The sequence below is a fragment of the Prolixibacteraceae bacterium genome (assembly GCA_019720755.1).
Taxonomy (GTDB): domain Bacteria; phylum Bacteroidota; class Bacteroidia; order Bacteroidales; family Prolixibacteraceae; genus Halosquirtibacter; species Halosquirtibacter laminarini.
In genome coordinates, this window is the sequence record CP081303.1 from 207551 (window position 1) to 229272 (window position 21722).

Consider the following 21722-nt stretch of genomic DNA (forward strand, 5'->3'; position numbering starts at 1 on the left):
TTATTATTGTTGGACTCTAAAAACATAGACAATGAAAAAAGTAAAGATATCTGCTGTTTCTTATCTTAATAGTAAGCCGATGATTCATGGAATCACTAAGGATTCTGTCATGGAGCAAGTGGATCTTGCATTAGATCACCCTTCAGATTGTGCTAAGAAGTTGTTGGACGGAACAGTCGATTTAGGTTTGGTTCCAGTTGCAATTTTATCTCAGTTAAAAGAGTATCATATTGTCTCTGACTTTTGTATTGGTGGAGATGGACCTGTTCATACGGTTGTTGTTGCTAGCGATGTCCCACTGCATGAAATAGAGACCATCTATTTGGATTATCAATCCAGAACATCTGTGATGCTTTGTCGTATCCTTTGTAAATATTTTTGGAATATATCTCCTGAATTTAAGAAAGGGTACGATGGCTATCATAAAGAGGTAATTGGTGGTACCACTGCAGCGGTTGTGATTGGAGATAGAGTTTTTGATATTGAACACAACCATAAGTATATGATAGACCTATCGGATATGTGGAGAAAGTCTACCGGTGAACCATTTGTTTTTGCTGCTTGGGTTGCAAACAAACCTCTAGAAACAGAATTTGTAAATTCTTTTAATACTGCTTTAGCAAAAGGATGCGATGATATAAAAGAGACTGTAGATATCTATCAACCACTTTTTGCAGGAGTGGATATCACCAACTATTTAGAGAATGAAATATGTTATGACCTTACACCTTCTATGAAAAGAGGGTTAGAGTTATTTCTTACCTACGTAAATAAAATTGAGAATGAATAGCACGAAGAGCGTATTCCACTATTTCTTGTTTTCTATCTTTCTTGTCCTCGCACATATTCAGGCTAATGGATCGGAGAAACGTATTCTTACATATGAATTAAAAGACCAGATTAATAGTGTCAGTTGGTATGATACGCAACGAGCTTTTGAGAGTGCCTCACAAGATAGTATCGATGCAATTCTTATCTTTATGAATACATATGGTGGGAAGGTAAAAGATGCCGATTCAATTCGTTCTAAGATATTACGTTCGACAATTCCAGTGTATATCTTTATTGACAACAATGCTGCATCTGCAGGGGCAATTATTTCTCTTGCTTGTGACTCTATCTACATGACCTCTAGTGGTAGTATTGGTGCTGCAACAGTGGTTGGTTTGACGGGAGAAGCAATGCCTGACAAATACCAAAGTTATCAACGTGCTACGATGCGAGCTACGGCAGAAGCGAAAGGAAAGATAAAAGATAAGGATGGGGCTATGGTTTGGAGACGATCTCCTATCATTGCGGAGGCGATGGTTGATGAAGAGATAGTGATTCCTGGATTAAGTAAAAAAGGGAAAGTCCTCACCTTCACTGCCGCAGAGGCATTAGAACATCGTTATTGTGATGCCATTGTAGAGTCTCCTACAGAATTGTATAGTCGTTTGGGTGTAGAACCTTCCGATGTCAAATCCTATCAATATTCATTGTCAGATCGTTTTGTTCGTTTCTTTGTTTCCTCCTATATTCCTGGAATACTTGTTGTTGTCCTACTTATAGGACTCTTTTCAGGACTTAAGATGCCTGGAGCGATTAGTCCTTTTGGAATATTGATACTAGCAGGAGCACTATTCTTTATTCCCCTTCATATCTTTGGGGTTGCTGCATTTTGGGAAATTATGTTGTTTGGTGTTGGAGTCATCCTTCTCTTCCTAGAGATCTTTGTCATTCCCGGTTTTGGTTTTACAGGAGTGTCTGGGATTACATGTGTCTTAACCTCTCTTGTACTTGCTTTGATTGATAATGATATATTCAATTTTGAGGGAGTCGAAGAAGCAACCATTTCATCTGCAATGTCGATTGTATTGGTCGCATTAGTTGTAGCAATTATAGCTATGTTTTTTATAGGACACCAAATCTCCATGAAAAACTCTCCATTATTTAAAAAGTTAGGTCTTCACTCTGCTGTGGATGGTGTCTCACAATCAGAATCATACTCCGAATCGATGCAGTCTGTCATGGGACAAGAAGGAGTGGTGTTTTCAGATCTTCGACCTATTGGAAAAGTAAAAGTAAATGGAATCTTATATGAAGCATCTACGATACTTGGTTATCTTCCTAAAGGGACAATGGTTGTCGTGGTAGAGAAAGAGATGGGACAACTTATTGTTGAGAAAATAGAAGAGAATTAGTGTAAGATATAATTTTATCAAACAGAATAGCCTACATTCCTAACTGAGTGTGGGTTTTTTTGTTTTATTGGCTCTTAACTGGGTTTATCATTGATGTCGTTTGCGTTAAGAATATACTATTTCTATCATTAAAATAATAATATTGCACACTGTTTCTAACAAACAAATTCAAATAGCTAAAAATGTTAAAAGTTGAGTGATGTATGTTAAGCTGCTAGTGATGTTATTATCAATTTTGTTTATGTAAACCATTCTTATGACAGTTTTATGAATATCGAATCAAAATATTGCCAAAGAGCAATTCTACTTTTTTTGTTTTATAGTTTTTATTTTGTTGCTCTTGCACAAACACCTTCTTATAGTAGTAGTCACAAGTACTATGTTTCACCCCATGGAGTTGATACCAATGGGGGTAGTGAGACAGAGCCTTTTAAAACACTGAACCATGCATTTAAACAGCTTGGGGCAGGGGATACTCTCTTTATGATGAAAGGAAGTTATCATGAAGAGGGGCTGATATCAACTAAAAAAGGAACAAAGAGCAACCCTATTGTTATAACCAATTATCAGTCGGATTTAGTTACAATAGAGGGTGCTGTTCCAGTCACCACATTGAGTAACACTGGATGGATACATGATAAGGGTGATATTTATAAAATAAAATTAGAAGAGGATATATGGCAGTTATTCTACAAGGGAGAGTGGACCATGCTTGCTAGGTGGCCTAATGCTTCCTTTGCGAACAATTATGCATGGGACCGTTCTTTATGGTGTCAAGGTGTGGAGTCTAAATCTTTGATACAAACGAATGCATCAGGGGATTTAGAAGGAGTTGAATATGATGATCCCATTACTGGACATGATTTGTCGTCATTAAAATTTGATGCGACAGGAGCCATGGCGGTGTTGAACGTGTTTAATTTCAGTACCTATGCAAGAAAGGTGACCAAGCATAATGCAGGAGATGATTTTTTCTTTTATGATGCTAAAAGTGTTCGTTTGAAGCCAGTATTTCACTACTATTTTTTCGATTCGAAATATGAATTTATCGACGAAGCAGGAGAGTGGTACTATGATCCCAATTCACAATATCTCTATTTATGGTCTCCTACAGGAGGTGTGCCTTCAGATGTAACTGTAAGGAATATTGACAAAGGGATTTTTATAAAAAGGTGTGATTATGTAAAGTTTGATGGGATCTATTTTCATGCCTCTGGTGTCGAGGTAGAGAAGTCTAATTATGTCTCTTTTGAGAATTGTGAGTTTTTATATCCTTGTTTTAATAAGAGAACATTAGGAAAGACAGGTGCTGAAACGGGTCTTTTTTTTCGTAATTGTAAAAATAGTAGCGTCGTAAATTCCACCCTTGCTTATACAGATGGATTGGTCGTGAAATTCGATAAAGGAGAGTACAATACCGTAGATAATTGTTTACTTCATGATTTAGATTATACCGTTGCTCATCACAGTGGCAACTCTGGTTTTCTTTGGTTTCGTAGCTGTCCTTATAGTACTTTTAGACGCAATGAAGTCTATCGAACGGGGGCTTCAGAGGGGGTGATGATTTCGGGCAACTCTATGGTCGAATTAAATAAAATTCATGATATCCACCCTCTACAGCATGATGGAGCCATGGTTCACCTTTTTATGGGAGCCAATGATTGTACTATTTCAAATAATTGGTTCTATAACAACTCCAAGCCAAGTATTAGAATGCAGGATGGGCCTAGGGACGTACTCAATCCAGACCAAGGACCTGGATTGGTTCACCATAATGTCTCTTTTAATACCCTATCCACCTCTTTTATGCTGAAAGGAGACTATAAGCGAGTTTTTAACAATATTAGTATGAACAAGATCGTCTTTGCAGACAAGTCTAGAGATCCTAATAGTCCAATACATAACAACTCACAAAGTGCCAATAATGCCACACAAGAAGAGGTCTCTTTTAAGGCAGGTAAGCATGAAAATAATTGGATCGGAGATGATCTCGGTGAAACCCTAACAGAACAGGTCTTCGATTGGAATAATTTTGATTTTAGACCCCGTCTAGAGTCTTCGTTTATCAATACAGGGAAGAAGATCGCGTTAAAATATAAGGGAAGTAGTCCCGATATTGGGGCTTATGAATATGAGGATACTTATTATTGGATTCCAGGTAGAAAACTTTCAAAAACGAGTAACCCAATTCCAGCAGATAATGCCACGACTATTTATAATAAGGTGGACTTAATTTGGCTGCAAGCATATAAATCTATTGATTCTGAAGTCTATTTTGGAGATGCGTATGATATTGTAACCACTGCAACAAAAAGTTCAGATACATTCAAAGGTCGTCAATCTAATAATATATATCATCCTTATTCGCTTGTGAAAGGGAAACGATATTATTGGAGAGTAGATGCAGTTCAGAATGGGAAAACAATGAAAGGTGACACATGGACTTTTATTGCTGGACAGGATGCAAATGTATCTAAAAATAGGTTGACCATTACATTAAAAGGGACGGATGGAACAAAAGAGTGGCCGTTAGAAGATGCTAATGTTATGATTAAAAATAAACGGGGAGTGACTAATTCAGAAGGTGTTTTTCGGATCGATCCATTAGAGAATGATCTTTACAAAGTGGAGGTTTCAAAAATTGGATATACACCAAAAACGGTTTACGTAAATCTTCAAAAAGATTTTGTGTTAAATGAAATGCTTCTTATTGAAGGCAGTACTACGATGGTAGACTCTAACAATAGATCATTTAAAATATATCCTAATCCTGCAAAGGATGTTGTAACAATAAGTGGTTCTAATGTAATAGAGCAGTATCAAATATTTAACACCAATGGTTGTTTGGTAAAACAGAAGCAAACTTCTAAAAATAAAGTTCGCATTGATATTTCAGAATTACCTTCTGGAACTTATGTAATTCAATTCAAAGTAAAGAACAGTGTGATTAATAAAACTTTAATTAAGAGTTAAATGAAAATCCCTGTTTCTTATTCAATCGAATAGATTTTGTCTGAATATAATACGATTATCTAGGTAAAGTTTGAGTCTCTTTTGTTATGTTTAGGAATAATTTAGATATCTACCTAATATTTATAGTTTGGTGTGGCCATTAAATAGTTCAATCAAACTATAAATATTAGGTAGATCTATATTTGTAGATCAATTCATAAAACCTAATGAGAAGAGATTCCAGTAATTCCGATAGGACTGTTTTTCGTGTTCATCGCTACTCTAATAGAGTTGTGTTTGTTAAGAACATATTGACTATAATTACGACCTGCATCTTCTTAATTCTGTTCTTTCAATCCTATAATTTAGATGGAGGATATGGCGGTTCTCTTTGTCTTATTTTTTTAGCACTAGTGCTATTTTTCAGGAGTACTCTTTGTCTTTCGTGTTTTCAAAAATCTATTGCTATTGCACTGTATCCATCCTGTTTTATTCTAAGTAATGAGATGAAGAAACGAGAGTGGCAGGATATTTTATGGTATAGAGAAACCAATCGTAATTTAACACGCACTTTTAAGATAGGGATGCGTGATGGTACTATCTACTATTTTCATGTTCACTATCTATGGAACAAGGAGGTTGAATACAACGAGTTTAAGACCTTTCGAAGGGATCTCCATCATGTCATACGAACCAATAACCATCAATATCCTGTGAACAAAGAGGATAAGTTTTGGAATTCGATATCTTCAGTGACTTCGCTTATAACAGTGATTGGGTGCAGTTTCTTCTATAAAAACGACCCTGTCTTGTTTCACTTATGGTTTAAATCTATTTTTATTTTTATAATCTCAGTATCATTACTCCCTCGATTTATCTTGGCACGAAAAGAAAATTTCATGTCATTCCGATATTGGAAACAAGATTGGAGATAGAGACTCATGGGATCACAATACAAACTACAATAAATTGAAAGACAATGAAAGACAATAGCAATGAGTTTAATGTGAGATGCAAACAGACTAATGGGGTACTCCGTTTATGGCTACCGATATGCATAGGGATCTTGTTTCTATTTCTGTTGATAACAGATCACATCGGACAGATCTCAGTCTATCATGTATTGGGAGTTTTAGCTGTTTCTTTACTTTTGATCCTTGTGGATCAACTGTTGGTTTATCGTTCGAGCATCTCGTCGAGCAAAATATCTCTAAACGACAAAGGACTCTACTGTAATGATCTCGATCCAAATATGATTTTATGGGAAGATATTGAATGGTTTCAATATGCGGATCAGTTTGGGAAAATAAGCTCCAAAATGGTTATAAAGATGAAAAGGGAGCAGAGATTGACCTTTCGTATTCACTACTTTCTAAATAATGAAGAGGAGATCAGTCAATATCAATCATTCTATGATACCATGAAGGTCCGACTACCATTTTTTACAAAAAAAAGAAATGTAAGTCGATATCATGTAATGATCCAAAAAGTCTCTAAAATCTTGATGCTTCTTTTTGCTGTCATCTTATGGCATTGCAGTGGGGTACGAGAGGGTTCTCTTTTTGTGTGGATATTGTTTATAACCGTTATCACCTCCTCTTTGCCTTGGTGTGTGGAGCTATACTTGAAATACCAAAGTAAAAAGTCCTGAGAACCAATCGAAATTTAGAGAATGGATACACCCATACCATCAGAATGGTTGGATGTATCCATTTTATTATAGATCAAAAAGAGATTCATATGGAGAGATCCCCGATAAGAGTAGGGTAGGCTCTTCTAGAAGTTTCTTTAGTTTCACTAAGAATCCGACAGAATCTTTTCCATCAATAATACGGTGATCATAGGAGAGTGCCACATACATCATGGGGCGAATCACCACCTGCCCATCCTCGGCAATAGGTCTCTCAATGATATTATGCATCCCTAGGATTGCAGACTGCGGAGGGTTGATAATTGGTGTACTCATCATCGACCCGAAAGTTCCTCCGTTGGTAATGGTAAATATACCTCCTTCCATCTCGTCTAGCGAGATCTTCTTATTTCTAGCTTTGGTAGCCAACTCTTTTATCTCTCCCTCTATTTGAGCAATCCCTTTCAGGTCTACATCTTTCACCACAGGAACCATAAGCCCCTTAGGGGTTTGTACCGCAATACTAATATGATGTTTATGATGGATACGAATTTTATCGCCATCGATACTAGCACCGATCATCGGATGATGCTTTAGCGCTTCACTCACAGCTTTTGTAAAGAGCGACATAAACCCAAGCTTAAATCCATGTTTTTTTAGAAATGCAGGCTGGTATTGCTTACGTATCTCCATAATTTTATGAAGATTGATCTCGTTAAAGGTGGTAAGCATTGCCGTCTCATTTTTCACAGAAACCAGTCGTTGACTCAGTTTTTTCCTGAGAGGAGACATCGCAACAAGCTCCTCTTCTCTTGACGCTATCGGTTCTTCTGGAATACTATCCTGTTGAGGAGCTGTGTTCATTGCACGCGTTACGTCCTTCTTTTGGATTCGAGAAAGTCCTGCTAGAACGTCGTCTAGAGATACGCCATGGTCGTCCATCAAAGCCTGAGCCGAAGGAGTTATCTTAACATGTTTATGTTCGGGTTTTCTCTCCTCTGTTTTGAGTGCCTCCTTGGAGTCCACTATCTCTTCAGGAACGCTTTTCTTTTCAGTATCCTCTTTCTGTGTTGAGGCCACTGTATTAGTCGTGGTTGGGTTTGGATTGGTTGCTTCTGTATCAATCTCAGCTACGGTGGAACCGACAGCTACAGTGTCACCCTCTGCTGCAAGAAGATGTACGACACCTGCTGCATCCGCAACCAACTCAAGGGTTGCTTTGTCCGATTCAATTTCCGCAAGCAATTGGTTGTGTTCCACATATTGCCCCTCTTCCACTTGCCAACTTCCAATTTCAACTTCCGTGATAGACTCCCCTGGTGTGGGAACGATTACTGCATACATAACCATTAATTATTTAATATCTTTAAAAACTTCGTTTACAATTCTCTCCAATCTCATGTTGTGCTGTTTCGGCAGTCCTGTAGCAGGACTACCACTCTCTTTACGAGTGACAGGTTGTAACATCAGATCCATATGGTTCAATGCAATAGAAGGCCATGTTCCCATATTGTGCGGTTCATCCTGAACCCAAAGATGCGTTTTTGCATTTGGATACTTCTCTTTGATCGTTTGAATCTCCAGTGTAGGGAATGGGTATAGTTGTTCTACCCGAACGAGTGCTATCTGTTCATATTTCTCCTTTTTTATCTTTGAGATAAGATCTGTATATATTTTTCCAGTGCAGAAAACCACTCGTTTAATTTTCTCTGAATCCTCCACAGGCTCTTCAATAACCTTACGAAAAGTTCCTTCTGATAAAAGCGAAATTGGATCATATACCAGTGGATCTCTCAACAAACTTTTTGGAGTGTATATGATCATCGGAACACGAATGTCTGAAATCACCTGATTACGTAATGCATGAAATAGGTTTGCAGAAGAGGTCAGGTTCAACACCCTCATATTATTACTTGCGCATAAAGAGAGTAGACGTTCGATTCTAGCCGAAGAGTGTTCTGGACCCTGTCCCTCATATCCGTGTGGAAGGAAAAGCGTAATCCCATTTTTAAGTCCCCACTTCTCACCAGCACTACTGATATATTGGTCGAACATCACCTGTGCTACATTGGCAAAATCACCAAACTGGGCTTCCCATATAGACAAACCATCCGGTTTTGCAAGTGCGTAACCATACTCAAACCCTAACACACCATACTCTGATAAGTGAGAGTTGTAGATATAAAATGGCACTTTCTTCCCCCCAATCTGTTTTAAAGGGAAATATTTATTGTGAGAGTTTTCTCTTACCCATGCAGCATGACGGTGCGAGAAAGTTCCACGTTCGGAGTCTTGTCCCGAAATACGCACAGAGTATCCTTCATCCAAAAGAGAGGCATAAGCAAGCTGTTCTGCTATAGCCCAATCGATGACCCCTTGAGCCATCATCTTTTTACGGTCGTTATTTAGCTTTAATATCTTCTTAAAGAAACCACCCTCTTCAGACACTTTGGTAATCTCTTCTCCAAGAATTGTAATTTTTTCCGAAGGTAGGGAGGTGGAAACATAGTCCATCGAATCCTGGGCTAGTGGAAGGCGAAAACGATGCTGCTCCTCTAGCAAGAACTTCTTTATCTTGATACAGCCAAGCTCTTTACAGGCCTCCAGGTTCTGGTCTAATATCTTCTCGACCTCTGCAATCTTACTTGCCACATTACTCTCCAGCAATATCCCTGACTCTATCAGTTTCTTTGCGTAGATGTCTCTAGGATTGGGATGTTTTGCAATGAGTCCATACAGTTTAGGTTGGGTAAAACGAGGCTCATCTCCTTCGTTATGTCCATATTTTCGATACGATAATATATCGACAAAGACATCGGAATGAAACCTTTGTCTAAACTCCATTGCTAGTTTTACAGTATATATCACCGCCTCTACATCATCTCCATTGACATGAAAAACAGGGCTTCGAATCACTTTTGCAACATCTGTACAGTAGGTGCTAGATCTAGCATCCAAATAGTTAGTCGTGAATCCCACTTGGTTGTTGATGACCAAGTGAACGGTTCCACCACATCTGTAACCATCTAACTGTTCCATCTGTACCGATTCATAAACGACTCCTTGGGCAGCAATCGCAGCGTCACCATGGATAACAATTGGAGCCACTCGATCCATATTTTTTTGATATTTATGGTCAATGTAACCTCTTGCCATCCCCATCGTCAAAGGACCTACTGCCTCTAAGTGACTCGGGTTTGGTAGTAACTTTAGAGCGACCTCTTTCCCGCGATCTGTCGTGATGTTGTTTTCGTATCCTAAATGGTATTTTACATCCCCTAGACTAATGCCATCTTCATATTCCGTACCCATAAATTCATTGAAGATCTCTTGACTCGGCTTCTGCATAACATTCGAGAGGACATTGAGTCGACCTCTATGAGCCATTCCAATGATGAACTCTTGGATGCCAAGTTCTGCTCCCCATTCGATTACACTATCTAGTGCAGGGATGAGTGTTTCGGCTCCTTCAATAGAGAAACGTTTTTGACCAACAAAACGACGATGGATAAAATTCTCAAAACCCACCGCATGGCTCAAGTGGTGAAAAAAGTGACGTTTTCTGTCATTGGTCAGTGTCTCTCTATTTTGAGAGACCTCCATGCGTTCTTGAAGCCACTTTACAATCTCTGGTTTACGCATATAGAGATACTCCACTCCAACAGAAGCACAATATGTTTTTTCTAGATGGGCAATGATCTCTTTTAATGGAGAGGTGGGCATCCCGATTTGTTGGGCTGCATGAAATGGGGTGTCCAAGTCCTTCTCTGATAGTCCAAAGTTCTCAAGAGCCAAGGTTGGTGTATACTGCCTACGGGTTCTTACAGGATTGGTTCGTGTAAAAAGATGACCACGTTGTCTATATCCGTGGATTAAATTGATAACACGAAACTCTTTTTGGATCGGTTCACTGATAAGCTCCTCTCCTGGTTTCTGAGGGAAGTGTGTCTGTGCGAAATCAAATCCCTCGAAAAAATGTCTCCACGATGGCTCTATACTATCGGGATCTTCAAGAAAACTCTGATATAAGTTCTCTATGCTACCTAGTTCTTGGTTTCCAATATTTGAGAATTTATCCATACAAAAGGACTTAAATGTTGATTTAATTGGATAACCCATTTATGTCCAAAATGTTTACATTATGTCCGTTTAAATGGGCCGTTTTTTTAGGGACAAAGGCTTCAATCCACAAGGAAATGGTATCTTTACATCTCTACAAGATAATTTGGATGCAACATGAAAGGATTTTTACATCAACTGGCCGAACATTTTTATCATACTTATGGACATAATATTCATGCCTTGACTATTATTATGCCAAGTAAGCGTGCAGGTGCTTTCTTTTTGAAATATTTGCAGTCTATCGCGAATGAGCCAATACTTACCCCAAAAATTGTAACGATCAATGAGGTGGTGGAAGATCTTTCTGCGATTCAAAAAGTGGATACTTTGACGCTGTCATTTCATCTATATCGTATCTATAAAGAGATTACTGGTACGGATGAGACTTTTGATAGTTTTTACCCTTGGGGTACGATGTTGATCTCTGACTTCGATGATGTCGATAAGTATCTTGTGGATGCAAAGTTATTGTTTACCCACATTGAGGACTACAAACTCGTGGATCAAAAGTTCGACTATCTTAGTGAGGAACAGAAAGACTATCTCGGTAAGTTTTGGAAATCGTTTAGTCAAAAGCGTCGTTCTAAGATGCAAGAGCGTTTCGAAGCCACGTGGAACAAATTGTATGATGTATATGTCGCTTTTCGAAAATTCCTAATAGAAGAGAATATTGGTTATGAGGGGGTGCTTTATCGTGATTTGGGAGAGAAGATTCAGGACAAATCGCTTGTGTCAAACTTTCCTGGACCTGTATTTGTGGTCGGGTTGAATGCCTTGAATCGATGTGAGATAATGTTGTTAAGCTACCTCAAAGAGAACCACCAGGCGGCTTTCTTCTGGGATATACATCCAGATTTTATTGCCGATAAAGAGCATGATGCGGCATTTTTCCTTCGTAGAAATTTGAAGCTTTTCCCTCAGGATACCGATTTCGACTATAGGCCCTTGTTGGATAAAAAGATAGAGGTGGTTTCTGTCCCCTCTGCTATTGGGCAATCTCAGCCTGTGGCTGCTTTTGTTCAAGAACGATTGAAAGCGTATCAACACAAACAACATATCCGATTCGACCAAATATCCATTGTCTTATGTGACGAAGATCTTCTACTTCCAACCATTGGGGCTATCCCCAAAGTGGCAGGTCATGCGCCTACTGTAAATATTACGATGGGTTTTCCTATGAAGATTACTCCGATTCATAGTTTGATCACTTTATTGATCGATCTTCATAGAAATATTCATGTCGATGGAAGGGGAGTGCGTCTTTTCTATCACAAGAATGTACAACGTATTCTAAACCACCAGTTGGTTCAGATGTGTGATAGTGATAATAGTGAGAAGCTATCTCAAAGTATTATTCAAGAGAATAAAGTCTACCTACATAGCAATGAGTTGAGGAGAGGTGATTTCCTTTCCAGCCTTTTTGTCTTCCATCATGATGTCATGGCCTTTAATCGTTATCTTCTTCAGATGCTCCAAATGATTTTTGCGGGGATCAAAGAGAAAGAGGAGGCTTATGTGGGCATGCAAGAGGAGTTTATATTCAAAGCATATAAGTCGATAAAGAGGTTAGGAGAGCTGCTCGATGAAAATCAAAAAGAGCAGGACTTAAGGCTATCCCTTCCTATCTATTTCAAACTCTTAAGACAATATCTCTCTCAAGAGTCTCTGCCTTTCGAAGGCGATCCATTAGAGGGGGTGCAAGTAATGGGAATTTTGGAGACCCGACTCCTTGATTTCGAGAATGTCGTTGTCCTATCTATGAATGAGGGGTCCATGCCAAAGGCTAGTGGTAGTAACTCCGTGATTCCTTATAACCTGCGACGTGCTTTTGAGCTTCCTTCCGTTGAAGAGAAGTGTGCGATTTATTCTTACTATTTTTATCGTCTTCTACAGCACCCTAAAACGGTGCAGTTGGTTTATAACTCCACAACCGATGGGATGAACAATGGCGAACGAAGTCGATATCTATACCAACTTCAAATGCAATATGGTTATAGTATTCCTGAAAAAACCATCACCTACGAAGTGGGAAGTATCGATACCAAAGAGATTGTAGTTCCCAAAGATGAATCTGTTATGCAACGAATGTCTCCCTATTTGGATGGCAAAAGGACGTTGTCTCCATCCGCTTTGAATGGATATTTGGATTGTCCTTTGAGATTCTATTTCCGATATGTGGCCAATGTAATGCCTTCGGAGGAGGTAGCGGAAGAGGTCGATGCGCGTCTTTTTGGTAACATCTATCATAAAGTGATGGAGGACCTCTATAAACCATGGATGAACCAAGTGGTCTCCAAAGAGATGTTTTTAAAGCTTGCTAAGGACGATAAAAGGCTGGATGCAACAATCCTCAGCGCTTTTCGTACCGAGTACTTCAAAGTAGAAAATGCAATCGTTCAAGGACGTAATGTTCTAGTATTCGAGATTGTAAAAAAATATGTAAAGAAAACCATCACGGTGGATAGCGATCATGCCCCCATGACTATTTTGGGGCTGGAGGTGAAAAAGAAAAAGTCAATTTCTATTTTTGATGGCAAATATCATATATTTATTGGTGGAACCATTGACCGTGTAGACGAAGTGGATGGAAAACTTCGTATTATTGATTATAAATCGGGAACGGTGGATTTCAACTTTAACAATGTTCCATCGCTCTTTGACTCCGAGGATGAAGGGCGAAACAAAGCGGCACTACAAACGCTTATCTATGGATATGTTTATGGAGATCATGAGGTGACGGATCGTCATATGAGTGCTGGGATCTATCAAATACAGGCCCTGTTCAAAGATCCTTTTGTCTCAACGATTAACTCTAAAGAGGATGGTCTCGTCGAAGATATAAAGGAGCAGATGCCTAAACTAGAAACCCATCTTACCCAAACTTTCGAAACGCTTTTTAATTCAAGTATTCCTTTTGTACAGACCGAGTGTGAGGCAAAATGTACCTATTGCGATTACAATAAGATATGTAGGAAAGTATAGGTTTTTTTTCCTACATATTAAACGTCTTCTGCTTTAGTTAGGAATAGACTTCTATCTATATTTGGATAGGCAATGGTTAGGGATTCGTTACCCTTTGGTTACTCTCAGAGTAACCAAAGGGTAACGGAAGGGTAACGGAAGGGTAACTAAAGGGTAACGGAAGTAGGGTTCAAAGTGGACAAGATTAGGGGGTAAATGAGGAAAATAGTGCCCTATTGATCGTTTGATTTCAGTTTGTGTTGAAAAAGATGTATATTTATTATAATAGTATGGATGAGAATAGAATGAATGTGTGAAATTTGGAATAAATATTCATTTCAAATTTAATGAACTGCTTTGCAGGGATGTGAGAGAAAGAAACTAGTATTTAAAATAAAGAAGATAGTATAGAGATGGCGAAACCTAAAATATTATTCGTTCATGCTTTGAAAGCTGAGATGACAAAAATTGAATCAGAAAATTTTCGTTTTGAAACCCTGATATGTGGAGTGGGAAAGGTGACCTCATCTTTAAATCTTTTAGAGCATATTTATACTTATGAGCCTGACTTGGTGGTAAACATTGGTACGGCAGGTTCATTGCGTCATAAAGTAGGTTCTATTCACTGGTGTACTGACTTTGTCGATAGAGATATGGAGATAGTAAAAGAGTTTGGCTCTCCTTATCGTATCAATTTTACCGATGACCTAGGAGAGGTTCAGTGGTTGAATAAACCCTCTAAGACTGCTTTTTGTAATACTGGAGATCAATTTCTAACCGACATTGAAGCCAAAGCAGATGTGTTTGATATGGAAGCCTTTGCTCTAGGTTTGGCTTGTAAGAAGCAAGGCGTTCCTATGGTATCTATCAAATATGTTACAGATATTATTGGGGAGAACTCTATTGCTGCATGGGAGGTGAAACTGCAAGAAGCACAAGTTGCATTGAAAGCCTATGTACAAGAGCTATTCGACAGTAGTATCCCCCAAGAGTAAATAATATTACCCCTCGAGGAATCCCCTTCTTTGTGTAAAAGAGAAGGGGATTTTTGTTATTAACCTATTATTTTCCCCTCCAGTGTGAGAAAGTGGCATAATTCCGATTTTTTAAATATCTTATGTATTGTGCTTTCGTCTCTACTCTACTGTATTTTATCCTAAAAAAATATTATATTTGGAAGTAGTAAAAAGATAGAAAATAAACTTTTTATGGAGATATTTAAGGTATATAATATGATGCTGAACAACATGTTTTGTGTGTTGGTTATTTTATTATCTTTGTGGTTTCTAAGAAGAGTGTTAAATATTGTAAATAAATGGCCGTTTTTAGTATCTTTTGAGAAAAACACCATTGATAATCAGCATTTTAAAATTCTATCGGTCAGAGAGTATGTTCCAGTGAGAGTAGGATTAAGACCGGACATCACAGCCCACAAGGAGCAGTTTCTGTGTCAGAGAGTATGTTCCAGTGAGAGTAGGATTAAGACCACCGTCCATGCCCCATGTCTCACCTGTTACGGGTCAGAGAGTATGTTCCAGTGAGAGTAGGATTAAGACGCCTTTACTTTAGGCGTAAGACATTTGGTACTAGTCAGAGAGTATGTTCCAGTGAGAGTAGGATTAAGACGCCTTTACTTTAGGCGTAAGACATTTGGTACTAGTCAGAGAGTATGTTCCAGTGAGAGTAGGATTAAGACTAATACAGCCTCTGGGAAGAGGCATACTGACTGGTCAGAGAGTATGTTCCAGTGAGAGTAGGATTAAGACCCAGCTTGTTTGATCATAACCAATAGATCAGTTGGTCAGAGAGTATGTTCCAGTGAGAGTAGGATTAAGACTCCATTTGTATACACTTATAGAATCATTACCAATGGTCAGAGAGTATGTTCCAGTGAGAGTAGGATTAAGACGGTTTTATAATCTTCTTTACCGCAATCTGCTAAGTCAGAGAGTATGTTCCAGTGAGAGTAGGATTAAGACTATCATAGATGATCTCTGCTGCACTTATATCATCAGTCAGAGAGTATGTTCCAGTGAGAGTAGGATTAAGACTCTTTGGCTTTTAGTAGTAGATCGCCCAATGTGGTCAGAGAGTATGTTCCAGTGAGAGTAGGATTAAGACGGTCTTTCTCGAAGACTACAGAATAATCTTCCTCTGTCAGAGAGTATGTTCCAGTGAGAGTAGGATTAAGACAGTGGCCTTGATGTCAAAGATCATAAGCATGTGAAGTCAGAGAGTATGTTCCAGTGAGAGTAGGATTAAGACATCCTGATCTTCTCTAATCGCAACATCCCCACACGTCAGAGAGTATGTTCCAGTGAGAGTAGGATTAAGACTTGCCCATTGAAGACATTCAATCTCCATGGGCAAAGTCAGAGAGTATGTTCCAGTGAGAGTAGGATTAAGACTGCCCATTGAAGACATTCAATCTCCATGGGCAAGTCAGAGAGTATGTTCCAGTGAGAGTAGGATTAAGACACCACTGCAATATTCCAGCACGTCAAGTGCCAGAGTCAGAGAGTATGTTCCAGTGAGAGTAGGATTAAGACTGAAACACTCAGTGGTCTGAGCTTCTTCATCGGTCAGAGAGTATGTTCCAGTGAGAGTAGGATTAAGACTGCTTCTGGAGCTTCTTCAAACTCCACATATCCAACGTCAGAGAGTATGTTCCAGTGAGAGTAGGATTATGCTTCGACAAGCTCAGCAACCTTTATAAACAAGTTTTTTGAGTTTTATATAGAGAGTATGGGTCTGTCAGAGAGTTTGTCTCAGTGAGAGTAGGATTATGCTTCGACAAGCTCCGCAACCTTTATAAACAAGTTTTTTGAGTTTTATATAGAGAGTATGGGTCTGTCAGAGAGTTTGTCTCAGTGAGAGTAGGATTATGCTTCGACAAGCTCAGCAACCTTTATAAACAAGTTTTTTGAGTTTTATATAGAGAGTATGGGTCTGTCAGAGAGAGTGTCTCAGTGAGAGTAGGATTATGCTTCGACAAGCTCAGCAACCTTTATAAACAATTTTTTTGAGTTTTATATAGAGAGTATGGGTCTGTCAGAGAGTTTGTTCCCGTGAAAGTAGAATTATGCTTCGACAAGAGGTTTCTGAACTCTTCGGTAAGCTCAGAAGCCTCTTGTCAAAGGGCTCTGTAGCCTTTTGAGGATTTGTGTGTTTTTGAGAGCTTAACAAGCTTGTTTCGACAAGTGTTTTCCTTATTTTAAGTAAGGAAAACAATGTATTTTACATTTTATTGAATGATTGTGTAATCTAAGACAAGGCACTGCCTAGTCTTAATGGTTGAAAACCTGTTGGATTTCAATCGGTTTCTTTATTCTGCTTCTTTGGTGTAGTGTAGTTGCACGACGCCGTTATCAAAATACTTTGAAGGTTGTGCTTTGATTTTTATTGGGTCGATACCTCCTTTGAAAAGTGGTATGCCTGATCCTAAAATGGTTGGGATTACGGTGATGATATATTCATCGATTAGATTTTTCTCCATCAATAGTTTTACTACTTCAGATCCTCCATCACAAACGATCGTTTTTCCCTCTTTTTGCTTTAGTTTTGAGATTAGTGTCTCAAGATCTTGGTTGTAGAAGGTGATGTTGTTTTGGGATGGAATGTCTTGTTTGGTGAGAATATAACAATCCATATTCTCTGCTTGGGGTAGTTTGCCATCGGTGAAAGAGCAGATAATATCGTAAGTTTTGCGACCTACAATATAGGTGTCTGCTTGGTCGTATAGTGCTTTGTACCCATAGTCTTCTCCCTCTTTTTCTGCGATATTTAGCCAAGTCAGGTCATGGTCTTCGGTGGCGATATAGCCATCGATACTCATTGCGATAAATAGAACTACTTTTCTCATATTTTTCCTTTTGTATTTTATCTTTTGGACACAAAGAACGGGAAAAGGTTCAAACAGGGATTGTATAAAATTTACCTTATCCGATATTTCTTTGAAAGAATTTCTGTGGTGTCTCTCCACAAAACTTTTTGAAGGTGCGTATAAAATGGGACTGGTCGAAGAAACCTACTTCGAGAGCGAGGGCTGCGAGGTTTTTAGTGTTTTTTTGCGACTGTATGGTGATGGCTTGATTAACTCTTTGAAGTTGTAGAAACTGGTTGGGAGTAATTCCATATGTTTTCTTAAAAAGAGAGATAAGGTGTTTGTTCGAAATGGTATGGCTTTCAAGTGTTTGAATCCTCTTCTTCTCTTCTATGCTGTTCGAAAGGTGGAAGGCAAGATTCGATACAGGAGTGGGTATGTTCTTAGAAGAGAACAGTGGCTTTAGAAGTTGCTGTAGGAACCAACTATCGATGGTTGGTTGATTGAAAAAATGATCGTATAGGGCCTCTGCTATTTGATGGAGTAGTGGCGTGTTGAGGTGTTGCTTGATAAGAGAATAGCAGTGGGGTTTCATGATGAAACCGATATTGATATAGTTGCCAGATAGTTTTGTCTTAAAAGGGCTCTTCTTTAGACCAGAAAGAAGGGTTTGATGTGAGGAGCTGTGGGTGTTTATAATAAGGTCGCCCTCCATTTTAAAGGCCCCTTCGTAGTTAAAAATAAGTTCAGTGAAAAGTGGGGCATGATGCCAATGGCTGGCAGCTTGGTGTGGCGTTGAATCTGCCCAGATAATCTCGATATACTGTGCGAGAGTTGTATTTTGTTCTGGATAATATGTGGCTATCATAATCCTTGAGTTGAGTGAGGGATGTTTATAAAAATGGAGGATACCCTACCGAAGGTAGACTATCCTCTATCTGTTACATATCCTCTTCGTCTAAAAGATCTGGTCTAATTTTCTTTGTTCTTTCATAAGCTTGTTCAAGCTTCCACTCTTCTACTTTTTTCTCATTTCCTGAGAGAAGAATTTCTGGAACCTTCCATCCCTTATATTCTGCAGGACGGGTGTAAACAGGAGGGCTCAATAGCCCATCTTGAAAAGAGTCTGTTAGCGCAGATGTTTCGTCGGACAATACGCCTGGGATTAGTCGGATGATGGCATCGCAAACAATGGCTGCAGCCAACTCTCCTCCAGTAAGGACGTAGTCTCCAATGGTGATCTCTTTGGTAATAAAATGATCTCGAACTCTCTGATCCACTCCTTTGTAGTGTCCACAAAGAATGATCAAGTTTCCTTGTAAAGATAGGGTGTTGGCATCTTGTTGGACAAAAGGTTTGCCATCGGGAGTCATATAGATCACGTCATCATACTCTCTTTCTGACTTAAGATGGTTGATAAGACGTTCGATAGGCTCAATGGTCATCACCATTCCAGCAGTAGTACTAAATGCATAGTCGTCTACTTTACGATGTTTGTCGGTAGACCAATCTCGAATGTTATGTACATGTATTTCGGCAAGACCTTTGTCTTGAGCTCTCTTCATAATAGAGTGGTTGAAAGGACTCTCCAACAGCTCAGGCACTACGGTAAGTATATCAATTCTCATGTTCTAATCAAATGATTTAAGGTGCAAAGGTAGGTTAGAAGTATCTTTTTTTCAAATATAAGTCTCAGCGATTCTATATGAGATTAAAAAAAGGATGGTGCTGATATTCTGTATTTTGAATTTCGATTGTCTCTTATTTGGGTGTTTTTTCATTTTATTTAAATGGTGAGGCTCTGTCTGTTTAATACGATGGAAGAGAAATAGGTGGCTGTTTGGGGGGATGATTCTAGGAGGGGTAGAGTTACCCAAAAGGGCTATTTGGATGAAAAAAATATTATTAAGAATCAAAATATGATTGGCTTGGTTTCTTTATTAGATCTAAAGTAGTATATTTATAGACAAGACATCTAGTATAGAGTTTTTTATATTCTCAGTAGCCAGAGGATAAACATAGGTTTTTGTCGGTTTTCCGTGCTACTGAATTAATCCATATTTAGAAATAAAATATGAGTAAAATGGACGGCGACTTGCAAGAAATGAACACAGACAATCAGTCTGTTGAGAATGAAAAGAGTTTGGAATCCTCAAAAGAGGCTAAATCGATTCATCTAAGTGATATTGTTGACGAGAGTAAGGAATTCTCTATGTCAAACAAAGAAGAGTTGATCTCGGATATGAAGAAGTTGATGAAATATCCAAATATTTCAGAAATACGAGATTCTGTCGAAAAGATCGAAAAGTCTTTTTCTGCTTTTAAGATTGTTGAAAATCAACAGTTGAAAGATGCATTTATTGCATCGGGTGAGAAAGAGGAGGATTTTGCTCCACCTATTGATCTTCTAGAAAAAGATTTTCGAGATTTGATGCAACAGTATCATGAAAGACGTAAAAACTTGCGTGCTCAAAAAGAGTCAATGCAAAAGGCAAATTTGATTGAAAAAGAGAATATCATTCAGGAGATCAAAGGTTACCTTGAGGGCAAAAGTTTTGCGAAAAATGAATACGATAGAGTGAGAGAGTTACAAACTCTTTGGGGAAAAACAGGTCCCGTTCCTTCAGATAAATACAAAGAACAGAACGAAAGGTATCGATTTGCTCTCGATCAGTTTTATGATTATGTTCGAATCAATAGAGAATTTATTGAGGTAGATCAAAAGAAAAATGAGGATTTGAAGAGTGAGCTTTGTGAAGCAGTAGAGGCTTTGGCTCAATCGGAAGATTCAGTGGATGCTTTCAAGGAGCTTCAACTTCTACATGAGAGATGGAAAGAGATCGGGTTTGTGCGCTCTGATGTAAAACAGCCGTTATGGGATCGTTTTAGTGCAGCTACTTCTGTTGTCAATAAGAATTACCATGCATATCAGAATGGCCGTAGAGTAAAACAAAACCAAGATATTGAGAAGAAAAAAGAGTTAACGCAGAGAATCACAGATATTATCACTCAAGAATTTGAGCGTTACAAAGATATTAGTGCCTACACTGACGAGGTGGTTGCGCTACAGAAATCATGGAAAGAGCTTGGGATCTACTATATGAAAGAGGATCGCAAGTTAAGCGAAACGTTTAGAAATGGATGTAACATGTTCTTTGCCCAGAAGCGTAAATTGCAGAAGGAGTTGAAGATGTTATATCAAGATGTTATTGATAGAAAAGAGGCGATTTGTAAAGAAGCCGAATTGCTTACTGCTAGTGAAGATCTTGAGTCTACCACTGCTCGCTTGATTGAACTTCAACGTGATTGGAAGGGTGCTGGTAATGTACCACCAAAAATGAGTGAAGAGATATGGCAGCGTTTCAAAAAAGCGTGTGATTCGTTCTTTGATCGTAAGAAGGGAGTGCAGAAAGCCAGTGTGGCAGAAGAGAAAACCCATTACGAGCAGAAGCTCTCTTTAATGGAGCTGGTTGACACTTTTGTGTCAACAGGGGATATTGAAGAAGATAGTGCGAAAATTAGAGACTTTATTAAACAATGGGATGCCATTGGCATGGTCCCTAAGAATAAAGTGGTTGAATTGAATAAGAGATATCATTCGACTTTGGATGCTGCTTTGGAGAAGGTGGACCTTAATCCTAAAGAAAAAGTGCTTTTCCGTTTTAATATGAGATTGGAGAGCATGCAAAAAAGTCGTGATAGAGAGTATCTTCTAAATAAAGAGCGTAATAACCTTCTCGCTAAGATGGAGAAATTGCAAGGTGAATTGAGAACCACAAAAAACAATATGGGATTCTTCGCTTCAGCTGTAGACTCTCCTCTTATGAAAGAGGTAAACGACCGTATGGATCACTTGCAAACTCAATTAAGTGAGTTTTCTCTACAGTTAGATCGTGTAAATGCGCTTTTAAGAGAATAACAGTCCTTTTTTAGACGAGTATTTTATGAAATAGTTTCTCTTTTTTCGAAAGAGAAACTATTTTTGCATCATTAAATTAGGTGGCATAGAAGTTCCAATAATCCATTTTTTATTTGTTACTTTGTATGCTTT

13 protein-coding genes and 1 CRISPR repeat array are annotated in these 21722 nt (G+C 38.5%); of the genes, 8 read left to right on the forward strand and 5 right to left on the reverse strand.

Annotated features, from left to right (window positions below):
* Nucleotides 1-31 precede the first annotated feature (31 nt).
* The 5 genes from K4L44_00960 (at nucleotide 32) to K4L44_00980 (ending at nucleotide 6786) form a co-directional block, all read left to right on the forward strand.
* A complete protein-coding gene (locus K4L44_00960; protein ID QZE14469.1) occupies nucleotides 32-790 on the forward strand; it encodes a menaquinone biosynthesis protein in 759 nt (252 codons plus the stop codon).
* The gene (locus K4L44_00965; protein QZE14470.1) at nucleotides 783-2183 is read left to right on the forward strand and encodes a nodulation protein NfeD; all 1401 of its coding nucleotides are present in this window, start codon (nucleotides 783-785) and stop codon (nucleotides 2181-2183) included. The genes K4L44_00960 and K4L44_00965 overlap by 8 nt, the downstream gene beginning before the upstream one ends.
* 267 nt (nucleotides 2184-2450) lie before the next feature.
* Nucleotides 2451-5156: a right-handed parallel beta-helix repeat-containing protein gene (locus tag K4L44_00970; GenBank protein ID QZE14471.1), complete on the forward strand. Its 2706-nt coding sequence runs from the start codon at nucleotides 2451-2453 to the stop codon at nucleotides 5154-5156.
* 206 nt (nucleotides 5157-5362) lie between these two features.
* Nucleotides 5363-6070, forward strand: a complete 708-nt coding sequence (locus K4L44_00975) for a hypothetical protein (GenBank protein QZE14472.1) — start codon at nucleotides 5363-5365, stop codon at nucleotides 6068-6070.
* A gap of 44 nt (nucleotides 6071-6114) precedes the next feature.
* Nucleotides 6115-6786: a hypothetical protein gene (locus K4L44_00980; protein ID QZE14473.1), complete on the forward strand. Its 672-nt coding sequence runs from the start codon at nucleotides 6115-6117 to the stop codon at nucleotides 6784-6786.
* A 66-nt stretch (nucleotides 6787-6852) separates the two neighbouring features.
* On the opposite strand, the gene odhB is transcribed toward K4L44_00980, so the two are convergent.
* The gene (gene odhB / locus K4L44_00985; protein ID QZE14474.1) at nucleotides 6853-8109 is read right to left on the reverse strand and encodes a 2-oxoglutarate dehydrogenase complex dihydrolipoyllysine-residue succinyltransferase; all 1257 of its coding nucleotides are present in this window, start codon (nucleotides 8107-8109) and stop codon (nucleotides 6853-6855) included.
* Between the two features lie 9 nt (nucleotides 8110-8118).
* Nucleotides 8119-10845 carry a 2-oxoglutarate dehydrogenase E1 component gene (locus K4L44_00990; GenBank protein ID QZE14475.1) on the reverse strand — a complete coding sequence of 909 codons (2727 nt, stop codon included), beginning with the start codon at nucleotides 10843-10845 and terminating at the stop codon, nucleotides 8119-8121.
* A 156-nt stretch (nucleotides 10846-11001) separates the two neighbouring features.
* On the opposite strand from K4L44_00990, the gene K4L44_00995 reads away from it, so the two are divergent.
* Nucleotides 11002-13869: a PD-(D/E)XK nuclease family protein gene (locus K4L44_00995; protein ID QZE14476.1), complete on the forward strand. Its 2868-nt coding sequence runs from the start codon at nucleotides 11002-11004 to the stop codon at nucleotides 13867-13869.
* A 392-nt stretch (nucleotides 13870-14261) separates the two neighbouring features.
* Complete coding sequence (locus tag K4L44_01000; GenBank protein ID QZE14477.1) at nucleotides 14262-14843, forward strand: hypothetical protein; 582 nt, start codon at nucleotides 14262-14264, stop codon at nucleotides 14841-14843.
* 384 nt (nucleotides 14844-15227) lie between these two features.
* Nucleotides 15228-16935: a CRISPR direct-repeat array (repeat unit 37 nt; unit sequence GTCAGAGAGTATGTTCCAGTGAGAGTAGGATTAAGAC).
* 238 nt (nucleotides 16936-17173) lie between these two features.
* On the opposite strand, the gene K4L44_01005 is transcribed toward K4L44_01000, so the two are convergent.
* The 3 genes from K4L44_01005 to trmD form a co-directional block, all read right to left on the reverse strand.
* Nucleotides 17174-17710, reverse strand: coding sequence for a dihydrofolate reductase family protein (locus K4L44_01005; GenBank protein ID QZE14478.1), 537 nt, complete (start codon nucleotides 17708-17710; stop codon nucleotides 17174-17176).
* A 76-nt stretch (nucleotides 17711-17786) separates the two neighbouring features.
* On the reverse strand, nucleotides 17787-18539 hold the full coding sequence (locus K4L44_01010) for a helix-turn-helix domain-containing protein (GenBank protein QZE14479.1): 753 nt from the start codon (nucleotides 18537-18539) through the stop codon (nucleotides 17787-17789).
* A gap of 73 nt (nucleotides 18540-18612) precedes the next feature.
* A complete protein-coding gene (gene trmD, locus K4L44_01015) occupies nucleotides 18613-19299 on the reverse strand; it encodes a tRNA (guanosine(37)-N1)-methyltransferase TrmD (protein ID QZE14480.1) in 687 nt (228 codons plus the stop codon).
* 446 nt (nucleotides 19300-19745) lie between these two features.
* Here trmD and K4L44_01020 point away from each other — a divergent pair, with 446 nt between their 5' ends.
* Nucleotides 19746-21590 (forward strand): DUF349 domain-containing protein, encoded by a 1845-nt coding sequence (locus K4L44_01020; GenBank protein ID QZE14481.1) that lies wholly within the window; start codon nucleotides 19746-19748, stop codon nucleotides 21588-21590.
* Nucleotides 21591-21722 lie beyond the last annotated feature (132 nt).

Excerpts from the sequence above, each read along its gene's own strand:
- K4L44_01005 (QZE14478.1), bottom strand. The coding sequence starts at position 17,710 with ATGAGAAAAGTAGTTCTATTTATCGCAATGAGTATCGATGGCTATATC.
- K4L44_00960 (QZE14469.1), top strand. The coding sequence starts at position 32 with ATGAAAAAAGTAAAGATATCTGCTGTTTCTTATCTTAATAGTAAGCCG.
- K4L44_00975 (QZE14472.1), top strand. The coding sequence starts at position 5,363 with ATGAGAAGAGATTCCAGTAATTCCGATAGGACTGTTTTTCGTGTTCAT.
- K4L44_00995 (QZE14476.1), top strand. The coding sequence starts at position 11,002 with ATGAAAGGATTTTTACATCAACTGGCCGAACATTTTTATCATACTTAT.
- K4L44_00965 (QZE14470.1), top strand. The coding sequence starts at position 783 with ATGAATAGCACGAAGAGCGTATTCCACTATTTCTTGTTTTCTATCTTT.
- K4L44_00970 (QZE14471.1), top strand. The coding sequence starts at position 2,451 with ATGAATATCGAATCAAAATATTGCCAAAGAGCAATTCTACTTTTTTTG.
- K4L44_00980 (QZE14473.1), top strand. The coding sequence starts at position 6,115 with ATGAAAGACAATAGCAATGAGTTTAATGTGAGATGCAAACAGACTAAT.
- trmD (QZE14480.1), bottom strand. The coding sequence starts at position 19,299 with ATGAGAATTGATATACTTACCGTAGTGCCTGAGCTGTTGGAGAGTCCT.
- K4L44_01020 (QZE14481.1), top strand. The coding sequence starts at position 19,746 with ATGAGTAAAATGGACGGCGACTTGCAAGAAATGAACACAGACAATCAG.
- odhB (QZE14474.1), bottom strand. The coding sequence starts at position 8,109 with ATGTATGCAGTAATCGTTCCCACACCAGGGGAGTCTATCACGGAAGTT.
- K4L44_00990 (QZE14475.1), bottom strand. The coding sequence starts at position 10,845 with ATGGATAAATTCTCAAATATTGGAAACCAAGAACTAGGTAGCATAGAG.
- K4L44_01000 (QZE14477.1), top strand. The coding sequence starts at position 14,262 with ATGGCGAAACCTAAAATATTATTCGTTCATGCTTTGAAAGCTGAGATG.
- K4L44_01010 (QZE14479.1), bottom strand. The coding sequence starts at position 18,539 with ATGATAGCCACATATTATCCAGAACAAAATACAACTCTCGCACAGTAT.